General features: G+C 40.0%; 12 protein-coding genes. All 12 read left to right on the top strand.

Going from position 1 to position 11,341, the window contains the following annotated elements:
- Positions 1–558 precede the first annotated feature (558 nt).
- The 12 genes from L4D09_RS27770 (at position 559) to L4D09_RS27715 (ending at position 11,114) form a co-directional block, all read left to right on the top strand.
- Positions 559–798 (top strand): hypothetical protein, encoded by a 240-nt coding sequence (locus L4D09_RS27770; RefSeq protein ID WP_428460778.1) that lies wholly within the window; start codon positions 559–561, stop codon positions 796–798.
- Between the two features lie 1,382 nt (positions 799–2,180).
- Positions 2,181–2,678, top strand: coding sequence for a GNAT family N-acetyltransferase (locus L4D09_RS27765; RefSeq protein WP_428460777.1), 498 nt, complete (start codon positions 2,181–2,183; stop codon positions 2,676–2,678).
- Between the two features lie 138 nt (positions 2,679–2,816).
- Positions 2,817–3,245 carry an ester cyclase gene (locus L4D09_RS27760; RefSeq protein ID WP_428460776.1) on the top strand — a complete coding sequence of 143 codons (429 nt, stop codon included), beginning with the start codon at positions 2,817–2,819 and terminating at the stop codon, positions 3,243–3,245.
- Positions 3,246–3,848: 603 nt separating this feature from the next.
- Positions 3,849–4,469 (top strand): hypothetical protein, encoded by a 621-nt coding sequence (locus tag L4D09_RS27755; RefSeq protein WP_428460775.1) that lies wholly within the window; start codon positions 3,849–3,851, stop codon positions 4,467–4,469.
- A 177-nt stretch (positions 4,470–4,646) separates the two neighbouring features.
- Complete coding sequence (locus L4D09_RS27750) at positions 4,647–5,204, top strand: hypothetical protein (protein ID WP_428460774.1); 558 nt, start codon at positions 4,647–4,649, stop codon at positions 5,202–5,204.
- A 115-nt stretch (positions 5,205–5,319) separates the two neighbouring features.
- Positions 5,320–6,087, top strand: a complete 768-nt coding sequence (locus L4D09_RS27745; protein WP_428460773.1) for a GNAT family N-acetyltransferase — start codon at positions 5,320–5,322, stop codon at positions 6,085–6,087.
- Positions 6,088–6,224: 137 nt separating this feature from the next.
- Positions 6,225–6,653, top strand: coding sequence for a GNAT family N-acetyltransferase (locus L4D09_RS27740; RefSeq protein WP_428460772.1), 429 nt, complete (start codon positions 6,225–6,227; stop codon positions 6,651–6,653).
- Between the two features lie 296 nt (positions 6,654–6,949).
- A complete protein-coding gene (locus L4D09_RS27735; RefSeq protein WP_428460771.1) occupies positions 6,950–7,972 on the top strand; it encodes a hypothetical protein in 1,023 nt (340 codons plus the stop codon).
- Positions 7,972–8,343, top strand: a complete 372-nt coding sequence (locus L4D09_RS27730) for a hypothetical protein (protein ID WP_428460770.1) — start codon at positions 7,972–7,974, stop codon at positions 8,341–8,343. The genes L4D09_RS27735 and L4D09_RS27730 overlap by 1 nt, the downstream gene beginning before the upstream one ends.
- Positions 8,344–9,458: 1,115 nt before the next feature.
- Positions 9,459–9,965 carry a hypothetical protein gene (locus L4D09_RS27725; protein WP_428460769.1) on the top strand — a complete coding sequence of 169 codons (507 nt, stop codon included), beginning with the start codon at positions 9,459–9,461 and terminating at the stop codon, positions 9,963–9,965.
- Between the two features lie 123 nt (positions 9,966–10,088).
- Positions 10,089–10,562, top strand: coding sequence for a GNAT family N-acetyltransferase (locus tag L4D09_RS27720; RefSeq protein WP_428460768.1), 474 nt, complete (start codon positions 10,089–10,091; stop codon positions 10,560–10,562).
- A gap of 126 nt (positions 10,563–10,688) precedes the next feature.
- A complete protein-coding gene (locus tag L4D09_RS27715; RefSeq protein WP_428460767.1) occupies positions 10,689–11,114 on the top strand; it encodes a GNAT family N-acetyltransferase in 426 nt (141 codons plus the stop codon).
- Positions 11,115–11,341: the final 227 nt, after the last annotated feature.

Here is an 11,341-nt window from a genome sequence, read left to right as displayed (position 1 = left end):
CCCTTAACACGTGGCATTTTTAGTATGAATTGGCTTTTGTGATTATGGGGCAAGGTTTTGTTTCAGTGGCGGGCAACTTCACAAGGGCGTTATATGTCATTTTTCTTACGGTTTAGGTCTCATTGTCACTGGGTGTTTTGTGGTTTCAATGTGGGTCGCAATGCAGTGAAAATCGTTTCGTGAACTGGTGCGGTTAACCTAAGCCTCATGCCAATATTCATTGGTTCAAATAACCTTGTCTCTCAAATTCATGAATCCGCACTGTTGAATCTGGAGCTGGTTCGTTATGATTTCAGTGTTTACTAAGTTGCTGAAATCACAATGCCAAGTAAGGCTTTAATTGTTGGTAGCTTGGGGGGCAGGGTTACAGTTAGCATCGGCGGTATGGGTTTGTTTTTCCTGTTGTCTCGGTGGGGCGGCCAAGCCGCTTTATGTTCAGTTTTCATATAACAAACTGTGCAAGTTGACCCTTAACACGTGGCATTTTCAGTATAAATTGGCTTTTGTGATTATGGTGTACTGTTTTGGTTTAGGGGCGGGCAACTTCACAAGGGCGTTATGGCTTTATCTCTACCTTCATCAAAGTCATCCAGTTTTTCGATGGTTGTTGGTCATCAGTTATACGGTGAAATGCCGCTAAAATCGTTCGTGGATTATTGCGGTTTGCAGTTCAGCACTCATCAAATTCATTGCCAATTATGGTTAAATGTAGCGAGTTCTTTAGTCGCAACGGCAGGGTATTTTGTTGTGGTTGTTTTATCGAACGTTGCGGTTATCGACTTGGTAGCCATAAGTTAGCTTTTATTCGCTGGCTATATTTGTTCAAATTTCGCTAGCCGCAATTTGTCATCATATGTTGTTGGTTTCTACGCTGGCTGCGGTTCAAGGTTGGGTGGTCATAAGGTTCTTTTTGAACGTCAGCATTGTTGTTTTCAGGTTTGCGTGCCGCAACAATAGTTAGGTGTCGGATGGTGATGAGCTTATCGTTTACTAAGTTGTTGTATCCATGGCCGTTCACTTTTAGTTCTATCTGGTGCTTCGCCAAAATTGAGTCAGTATTGTGTTGTTATTGAAGTGAAAGTTGCTGGCTAATCCTAAGGGTTTAGCCATAACAAAACGCTCAAGCAGACACATTACACACGGCATTTTTGGTATGGAGAGCGGTGGGTTTGGCAGGTTAAGTGGGTGTGCTGCTTAGCTCAGCGTTATATGCCATTTTTTCTTACGGTTTAGGTCTCATTGCCGCTGGTTGTGTTGTGGTTTCAATGTGGGTCGCAATGCAGTGAAAATTGTTCCGTGAAATGGTGCGGGTTACCTTTAATCTCATGCCAATATTCATTGGTACAAATAGCCTTGTCTCTCTCAAATTCATGAATCCGCACTGTTGAATTTGGTGTTGGTTCGCTATGATTTCATCGTTTACTAAATTGCTGAAATTAAGCGGCTAAGTAAGTTAAAAAGTGCTGGTAGTGTGGCGCTCACGATTACAGTCGGCATCGAGGTTTTTGAGTGACTCCTTGCTGTCTCGGTGGGGCGGCCAAGCCGCTTTGATTTCAGTTTTCATATAACAAACTGTGCAAGTTGACCCTTAACACGTGGCATTTTCGGTAAGGGTTAGCTTATGTGATTACGGTGTAAGGTTTTAGCTTTGGGACGGGCAACTTCACAAGGGCGTTATATGCCAATTTTTCTTATAGTTTAGGTGTCATTGCCGCTGGCTGTTTTGTGGTTTTAATGTGGGTCGCAATGCAGTGAAATTCGTTCAGTGAAATGGTGCGGTTTGCTTACACCTCATGCCAATATTCATTGGTGCAAATAGCCTTGCCTCTCTCAAATTCATGAATCCGCACTGTCGGTTTTTGTACTGATTCGTTATGATTTCAGCGTTTACTAAGTTGCTGAAATCACTAAGCCAAGTTTGTATTTCAGTTGGTGGTAGTGTGGCGCTTGGGGTTACTGTTAGCATCGTGGTTTTGGGTTGTTTTTCCTGCTGTCTCGGTAGGGCGGCCAAGCCGCTTTAAGTTCAGTGTTCATATAACAAACTGTGTAAGTTGACCCTTAACACGTGGCATTTTCAGTATGAATTGGCTTTTGTGATTACGGTGTAACCTTTGGGTTTAGGGGCGGGCAACTTCACAAGGGCGTTATGTGCTCTTACAATTTTTCAGCAAGGAAGTAATTTGAAAATAAGACGTTTGGAAGATTTTGATCATAAAGGTCTTCACGAAATCTATAGCTTTACATCTGTATCAGAGAATACATCTCAGCTCCCGTTTCTGAGCTCGTCATATGTATCTGGCCTGTTTTCAGCCCCAGAACAATACACTTTAGTCGCTGAACTTGACTCTAAGGTAGTAGGTCACGTGACGATATTCTTAACGAATAAGGTTCGTGACAGGCATGCAGCGGGTATAGCTATAGCCGTTCATCCACATAGTCATGGCAAAGGCGTAGGAAAGGCTCTGATGAACGAGGCGATTCAACAAGCTGACAACTGGCTAAATTTGGTAAGAGTTGAGTTGGAAGTACACGCAGACAATCAATCAGCCGTATCATTGTACGAGAAAGTCGGCTTTGAAGTAGAAGGAACAAAGCGTCTTAGTACCTTCAAAAATGGTCGTTATATTGACATGTTATTGATGTCTAGGCTTCATCCAAAATATCAGGAATACACATAACAAGGCCATCAAATAGACCCTTTCCACGCGGCATTTTTAGTCTGAATTGGCTTATGTGTTTATGAAGATGAAGGTCTGCTTGGGGTTTTGTTGCGGGCAATTTATGGCAGGCGTTAGCAGAATAGAAGGGAAAGTTTGATGTCAGTGGAAGAAGTTGTCAGAGGCTTTATTGAACAAGTAAGGTCAGGAAAAAATCCAAACTTGGTAAGTCAATATCTAGCTCCAGTAGTTGTAGCGCATCAGGTTGTGTCTGGAGTGTCAGAAGCAATCGAAAGAACTCCCGAAAACTATCGTCGTCATGTTGAAGAATTTCTAGAAGCTTATGGGAACTTCGATTTATCTATTGAAGAGTTTCTAATTCAAGACCAAAAGGTCTATGTGCGTTGGCGCCAAGACGGGCAGCATGAGGGAGTAATTTATGGTTATGAGCCAACAGGTTTAAAACTCTCCACAGTAGGAAGTGCAGTATATCGAGTCAGCGAAAACCAAATTGTGGAATACTGGATTCAGCAAGAGAACCAAGGCTTAAGAGAGCAATTGGAAGCAAACGTTGAGCAATTCAGCTAACAAGTTGCTTAAGAGTGATTCGTAACGCGTGGCATTTGTAGTATGCGGAGGCTTATGTGATTAAGGCGTTGTGCGGTAGCTTTTTTATTGCGTTACTCACACCTTAGCAAGGCGTTATATGCCATTATTCCTTACGGTTTAGGTCTCATTGCCGCTGGGTGTTTTATGGTTTCAATGTGGGTCGTAATGCAGTGAAAATCGTTACGTGAATTAGTGCGGTTAACCTTAATCTCATGCCAATATTCATTGCTATAAATAGCATTGTCTCTCTCAAATTCATGAATCCGCACTGTTGAATTTTGTGCTGGTTCGTTATGATTTCAGTGTTTACTAAGTTGCTGAAATTAAGCGGCTAAGTAAGTTAAAAAGTGCTGGTAGTGTGGCGCTCACGATTACAGTCGGCATCGAGGTTTTTGAGTGACTCCTTGCTGTCTCGGTGGGGCGGCCAAGCCGCTTTGATTTCAGTTTTCATATAACAAACTGTGCAAGTTGACCCTTAACACGTGGCATTTTCGGTAAGGGTTAGCTTATGTGATTACGGTGTAAGGTTTTAGCTTTGGGATGGGCAACTTCACAAGGGCGTTATGTATATAAGGAGATACATTGAAAAGGGTCGGTTTGATAATTTATGGCGCTATATTCGCGCTGCTACAGATTTTAAATATTGTTAGCTCAATATTAACCTCTTCATTTTCTGTAGGCGTATTGGTTAGTACAGTGTTCACTACATTGTATTTGTTTGGTTTTTACGGGTACATCTTCAAAAAGCGGTTTTTTACTCCCAAAGTTTGGAGAAATCTCTTTTATCTACAATGTATAGCATTGGCTCTCCAGCTTCTTCCTTTGCTTTACGGCTTTAATGTCGAGCTCCTTGTTGGGGTGGGTATCGCAGTTCTTATTACAATCCCAATGCTTGTTTGTCTGTATCGTTACAGTTCGCCAGATAGCGATATTTGGGTTTCTGCCTCAGATAGAGAAAAAGCAGCGCAAATCGAGCAACTGTTATCAAGCGTTGAAGAAATTTCTGCATCTAAGACTGTGGGGGCTAAAACAACAACTGTACTTATGAGTAAAGTAGAAGATGGTTATGTAGTTCATATAAAACGTATTTCTGAGGAAACAGAGAGTTTCAAAAACGAGTTCGTGACTCTTAGCAGAGCAATCGAGTTCATCGAGAAGTATGCTTCAATAAGTTCTGCTGAGCTTGTTGAATCATATACATAACAAATTGCTTAAGAGTGATTCGTAACGCGTGGCATTTTTACTTTGCGGTGGCTTATGTGATTAAGGCGCTGTGCGGTAGCTTTTGTATTGCGTTACTCACACCTTAGCAAGGCGTTAGCTTTATATCATATACATTTTACGTATAATCCTCTGAAATCTAAGTAAATGGCTCAAAGTATGTCTACCGTAACAACCAATATTAAAAATGAGATGCAACAACCTATTAATTTAGTAGCAAGCGTTGTAACTATCATCAACTTCATCTGGAGCATTCAAGCATTTAGTACACATGATGGAGTTCCAACAGCAGCAATACCAGTCGGTAGTGTAGCCGTTGGATTCATTCTAGCCTGCTTACTTGAGGCATTGTTAGCTACCGCTTTTGGTTACGCAATAGTTTACGTAAATAGTAAAGGAAATGGACTTCCATATCTTTTGGCAATTGTGCTAATGCTTATTTCTGCTTGGACTTCACTTTTTAATGCACAATGGCTAGTACTAGGGCAAGCTCCAACAACAGGAGCGCAAGGTTTTGCCTTATTCGCTATGGGGGTCTTTTTTGCAGGTTTTGCTTGTTACTTAATTGGTGACCACGTTCAAAAATTCAAGTTAAAGTTCTCCTCAGTTAATGATTTTATCGAATCACTAAACTCAGATGGTGGGTTATATGTCTGGCAAGCACTATCGTTTGTGCTGATGTTTGGTTTCATAATCGGTCAATCGGATTTCAATTAACTAAAGCTAACAAGGCGCTTAAACCGACATTCAACGCTCGGCATTTTTGCTCCGCAAAAGTATATGCCAAGGTTTCATGCGGTTTAGCTTGGCGTTAGCTATATCAGAGGACATAATGAATACAGTGGATGTAATGCGAGAATACAATGAGTTTGAAAGAAAACTCATTAATTCGTTTAGCGGTATAAAAATATCAGATAGCGACCTCACAAAGTTCGTATCTGAAGACCGTCACGGTAGCTACATTTCTTTCTTTGATTTCGAAGAAAGTCGCACACAATCAATAGTTAACGAACAGCAAGAGTACTTTAACAAACGAAACTTAGGTTTTGAGTGGAAAACGTATAGTACAGATACACCTAGCAATATCGGCAAAGTGTTACTGGCCAATGGTTTTGAGCAAGAAGATACTGAGTCATTTATGGTGTTGGAGCTTTCAAAGGCTAGTAATGAGTCCGTTGATGATTCTCAAATCACGGAGGTTTCGGATAGCAAAGGTATTCGTGATGCAATAAGAGTTCAAGAACAAGTTTGGGGTGGTGACTTCGATTGGCAGTACAAATACTTGCTGAAGCTCAAGGAGCACTCTCCTGAATCGGTATCAATCTATGTTGTGTATGTAAATGGTCAGCCTGTTACCTCTGCTTGGGTCACATTTAACGGAGATAGCCCATTTGCTGGTATTTGGGGTGGAAGCACCGTCAAAGAGTTTCGAGGTAATGGGTACTATAGTTTGCTACTCAATAAACGAATTGCAGAAGCTAAAGCTAGAGGGCTTAAGTATCTTGTAATTGATGCTTCAGATATGAGTAAACCGATAGTATCAAAGCGTGGTTTTCAAGTCGTAGCAATAACTACAGGGTACACTTCTCCCAATAGCTAACAAACTGTGCAAGTTGACCCTTAACACGTGGCATTTTGGGTCTGAATTAGCTTTGTGGTTACGGTGTACTGTTTGGGTTTCGTGGCGGGCAACTTCACAAGGGCGTTATGCAACAGGAGTATGTTGGGTAGGTCTAAATGGAAATAATTCGAACAACTCATATAGACAGAAGTGTAGTCTGGAGCATCTTTGTCCCAGCAATGAGGCATCATATTGAAAAAATATGGGGTTGGGATATTAATTGGCAGACCAATGAATTCGAAAGTCGTTACTTTGAATTAAATACTTCATTTATCGTTAAACCAGGGAAAAGGGTAGGCTATATTCAGTATGAATTTCGAGGTGACTCAACATACCTAAATATGTTAGTTATTCGTCCCGAATTTCAAGGTCAAAATTTAGGTGTGGAAGTATTAGAGACCGTTCAGGGTTTTCAGTATAGAAAACCGTTGGAATTAAGGTGCTTCAAAGTAAATCCTAGGGCGATTAAATTTTATATTAATCAAGGTTTTGAACAGGTTGGTGAAGAAGAACACTTTGTGGTCTTACGCAGAGATGTTGCATAACAAATTGCTTAAGAGTGACGGCTAACCTTTGGCATTTTTGGTTCGGTTGAGTTTGGTGATTACGGTGGCTTTGCTTGGGTTTTGTGGTAATTAGCCGCACCTTAGCAAGGCGTTAGCTGCTTTTTAGCCTTGAGTAAGGCSTCCTCATTTGAATTAGTTTCGATGTTACACAAATATTTGTAGTGAATCGCAGTCTAAGCAACGCGGACAATTTGCTTATACATCGCAATACATCAATTCGTTATTCTTGAGTTACTGTCAATTAGATATATCTAAGAATTGAGTGAGGTTTGCGAATGACTACAATGCAAGAACAAAACAATATGGCGATCCATATTGTTGAAAAGACTATGCCAATAGATCGATTGGTGATGATTATGTATAACTCGCCAAGCGAAATCGTCTATMAGCACTTCAGGGCTGTAAATTCTCATTTAAAAGATGACTTGGTTAAAGTAGGGCAGGTTGTCTTGCTATCGCCAGCTGAAAGYAATACATGTACGCTTGAAGAARCGCGCTTCTTAGATATTGCYAAATCAGTAGATAGAACACTTATCGCTCTTGATCGCTCTGAGCGTGAAACCTTAGYCAAAAGGTATGATTTTTTATCTAGTGTRGCGAGTTATAATGGTCTTTTACTCGGCTTGAGTAATAACGCATGGAATGCACACGTTAGCCAAGTTAAGTCTATTCTAAAGGACTTAGAGAAGAGCTATGTATCAAGCTATAAAAGCAATGGTAATTTGAGCAATAGTACTTTCTTCACAAAGCGCAATATGCACTTTCAGAGATTAGATTCAGCACTAAGTCGGTTTGGTCAACCTAAGATTGGCRGCAGAATAATTGCTGGCGATATAAGGAAAAATYTAGGACTTAGTAGTAAAAGCATAATCCATCATTGGGGGAGTCAAAAGGGAAGTGTTACCAGTATCCCTAACTTCTMTAAAAACTATGCAACTGTTGCAAATATGTCACGTAATTTGAAACGTGTTGGTTATATCGGTATTGCTTTGACTGGTGTTGATGCAACAGCCAATATTAAAAAGGCTTGTACAACGAAGAATAAAGCACAATGTAGTAAAGCTAAATATACCCAAATTGGCAAGGCGACCGGCAGTATCGCTGGCGGTTTTGTCGGTGGCGGTGTTGCTACATGGGGAGTTTGTACTTTGGTATTTGGATTACCATCGGGAGGTACAAGCGCTTTTTGGTGTGCAGTTGTTGCAGGAGGAGCTGGCGGATATGTTGGTGGTAACATGTCTGGGAAGTATGGTGAATCTAGAGGTGAATTACTATATAAATCGTACGGTATAAAATAATGCAAAGTGATAATTATGCTTTATTGTTAGAAATTTCAGCATTTCTATTTTTTATAGGGTGCATTGGTGTTTTTATATGGTTTTCTATAGTTGTATACCTTAAAAATAAGTGGATGTTGTTATTGGAAGATAACCTTGATAATGGTGTTCGATTTTATTCGTTAAATGTATTTTTATCTATGCAAGGTGTTCTACATTACAGTACTGTTTTTCTGAGTAAATATCAGGCAAAAAGATACGGAATGGATAAGAAAATAAAAACTATTCCTTTAGGTATTCGGAGGAAGTTTATTTTATCCTTTGTGTTGTTTATGTTTAGCATTTTATTGATGGGGTTGTCGGTATTAATTACTGAAGTTATAGTTGTTTAAAGTGTATTGTTTACCATTTACTGAAAAGTGCAGCTAACAAAGCCATCAAAACGACCACCAACGCTCGGCATTCTAGGTATGAGTTGGCTTTAGTGTTTTAGGTGGTTATATCAACATTATCGTAATACGTTGTGGCGTATTATGGCAGGCGTTATATGCCATTATTTCTTACGGTTTAGGTTTTATTGCCGCTGGTTGTTTTGTGGTTTCAATGTGGGTCGCAATGCAGTGAAATTCGTTCAGTGAATTGGTGCGGTTAACCTAAATCTCATGCCAATATTCATTGGTCTAAATAGCCTTGTCTCTCTCAAATTCATGAATCCGCACTGTTGAATTTTGCGCTGGTTCGCTATGATTTCAATATTTACTAAGTTGCTGAAATTACACTGCCAAGTAAGGTTTCAATCGTTAGTAGATTGGGGGTTACGGTTACAGTTAGCATCGTGGTCTTGGGTTGTTTTTCCTGCTGTCTCGGTGGGGCGGCCAAGCCGCTTTAAGTTCAGTGTTCATATAACAAACTGTGCAAGTTGACCCTTTACACGTGGCATTTTTAGTATGAATTAGCTTTGTGGTTACGGTGTACTGTTTGGGTTTAGGGGCGGGCAACTTCACAAGGGCGTTATATGCCATTATTTCTTACGGTTTAGGTGTGATTGCAGCTGGTTGCTTTGTGGTTTCAATGTAGGTCGCAATGCAGTAAAAATCGTTCCGTGAAATGGTGCGGGTTACCTTAATATCATGCCAATATCCATTAGTATAAATAGCCTTGTCTCTCTCAAATTCATGAATCCGCACTGTTGAATTTAGTGCTGGTTCGTTATGCTTTCAGTGTTTACTAAGTTGCTGAAATTACGAAGCCAAGTTTGTAATTCAGTTGGCGGTAGCATGGTGCTCGGGGTTACAGTTAGTATCGTGGTCTTGGGTTGCATCTCCTGCTGTCTCGGTGGGGCGGCCAAGCCGCTTTGATTTCAGTTTTCATATAACAAACTGTGTAAGTTGACCCTTAACACGCGGCATTTTTAGTATGAATTGGCTTTTGTGATTACGGTGTACTGTTTTGGTTTAGGGGTGGGCAACTTCACAAGGGCGTTATATTTTTATAATTAGGCTTAAATATGAAATGTACTAGCATATTAAATATTGATTACCAGCAAGCACTTGGGTTTTTAGCATTTGACCGATTTGGATCTTTGATTTTTGTCGCATTCTTTTTTGCGGTTTTGCTATTTAATCTAACGGTAATAGACATCAAGAATAAGAAAGTTAATTGGCTAAGTTGGGTTTCATTATTTATTCTTTCATTGATAGTGTTCTTTCTAAGTTCAATGCTAAAAGAAACCTTAGATATAACAAATACTGAGCGGGAATGTTATTTTTTACTTTCAGCATTTACAAATGTAATAATTAAAATGTTTGAGATTGTTATTATCGGTGTTCTTTTAGTTTTAGTATCAGTGATTGTCAACTCAAAAATTAATGTAGCATCTTGTAGATGTAATGACTTAGTTGAAAGTAAAAGTAAGTCTATAAACCTCAGTTTTATAGAGGCAATTATAGCTATGGTAGTAATTTTCGTTATTAGTAGTGTTGTTATCTTATCTTCAGCAAAGGTATTAGGTTGATCAAAATATAACAAAAACATCAAGTTGACACGTTTTACTCCGCAGTTTTGGTGTGGAGTTTAGTGCGCTTGGTGAGTTAGCCGTGGTGCAACTTATGTTCGACGTTATGTTCTTGGAGGGTAAATGGAATTTACAAGTGCTGTTGAAGCTCATTTTGATGAGATATCTCAATTAGTCTCTTCGCCGCAAGAGCTGTATTCAGTTTGCCCGTCGGGTACTTATCCATGGGATCGAGAGCAAATCAGCAGTATTTCTCAAGTAAGATCAGATCTGACGGTAAGTATCGTTGATGGACAGGTTGTTGCCTTTGGGAACTTATATAATATAAAACCTTCTCAGAGTGCATTTATTGGTAACGTTGTAGTGTCCGATAGCCACAAAGGAAAGGGGATTGGACGAGCCCTTATTGAGCACCTTAGCTCTAAATGTTTAGAAATTTATCAAGCCACACCATGCTTGTCGGTTTTTAATTACAACACACGAGCTTTGCTACTTTATGCCAAGCTTGGTTTTGTGCCGTATAGCGCAGAACCTCGAATTTCGTATGAAGGGAAAAGTGTTGTTTTGCTACACATGCATCTTAAGACCCGAACATAACAAGCTGTGTAAGTTGACCCTTAACACGTGGCATTTTTAGTATGAATTGGCTTTTGTGATTATGGGGCAAGGTTTTGTTTCAGTGGCGGGCAACTTCACAAGGGCGTTAGGTTTGTTGGAGAGTTAATGGAAGTCAAAAGGTTTCATTCTGATCATTTAGTTGCATTGTGGCAGTTATATTTAGAATCGAGAACTGTAACTTTTACTTGGTTAGACACAACCAATTTTGGGTTGTTAGACTTTGACCGAGACACTGATGGTGAACAAATATGGGTAGCAGTTGAGGGCGAAGAAGTCCTAGGTTTCATATCAATCTGGGCTCCTGACTGCTTTATCCATCATCTTTTTGTTAGCCCTCAACAATTACGTAGTGGTGCAGGTTCAAAGCTGTTAAATACCAGCAAGCAGCATTATTCAGAGTTGAGTTTGAAGTGTTTGGTTGCTAATGAAAATGCTATTGGTTTTTACCATTCAAAAGGTTTTGTAATTGATTCTACTGTTGAAGGCGGCTTGGAGAGTTACCACCTAATGAAGTTCAGCGCCTCAACCTAACAAACTGTGCAAGTTGACCCTTAATACGCGGCATTTTCAGTCTGAATTGGCTTTTGTGATTACGATGTAATGTTTGGGTTCAGGGGCGGGCAACTTCACAAGGGCGTTATATGCCAATTTTCCTTACGGTTTAGGTGTCATTGCCGCTGGTTGTTTTGTGGTTTCAATGCAGTAAGAATCGTTCCGTGAATTGGTGCGGATAACCTAAATACCATGCCAATATTCAT

The sequence above is a fragment of the Photobacterium makurazakiensis genome (genome assembly GCF_050336715.1).
Taxonomy (GTDB): domain Bacteria; phylum Pseudomonadota; class Gammaproteobacteria; order Enterobacterales; family Vibrionaceae; genus Photobacterium; species Photobacterium makurazakiensis.
The sequence above is the reverse complement of the archived record's forward strand: the minus strand, read 5'-3'. Positions and strand labels throughout refer to the sequence as shown.

Coding starts and splice junctions, on each gene's coding strand:
- L4D09_RS27720 (WP_428460768.1), top strand. CDS start 10,089: ATGGAATTTACAAGTGCTGTTGAAGCTCATTTTGATGAGATATCTCAA.
- L4D09_RS27715 (WP_428460767.1), top strand. CDS start 10,689: ATGGAAGTCAAAAGGTTTCATTCTGATCATTTAGTTGCATTGTGGCAG.
- L4D09_RS27725 (WP_428460769.1), top strand. CDS start 9,459: ATGAAATGTACTAGCATATTAAATATTGATTACCAGCAAGCACTTGGG.
- L4D09_RS27750 (WP_428460774.1), top strand. CDS start 4,647: ATGTCTACCGTAACAACCAATATTAAAAATGAGATGCAACAACCTATT.
- L4D09_RS27745 (WP_428460773.1), top strand. CDS start 5,320: ATGAATACAGTGGATGTAATGCGAGAATACAATGAGTTTGAAAGAAAA.
- L4D09_RS27770 (WP_428460778.1), top strand. CDS start 559: ATGGCTTTATCTCTACCTTCATCAAAGTCATCCAGTTTTTCGATGGTT.
- L4D09_RS27730 (WP_428460770.1), top strand. CDS start 7,972: ATGCAAAGTGATAATTATGCTTTATTGTTAGAAATTTCAGCATTTCTA.
- L4D09_RS27760 (WP_428460776.1), top strand. CDS start 2,817: ATGTCAGTGGAAGAAGTTGTCAGAGGCTTTATTGAACAAGTAAGGTCA.
- L4D09_RS27740 (WP_428460772.1), top strand. CDS start 6,225: ATGGAAATAATTCGAACAACTCATATAGACAGAAGTGTAGTCTGGAGC.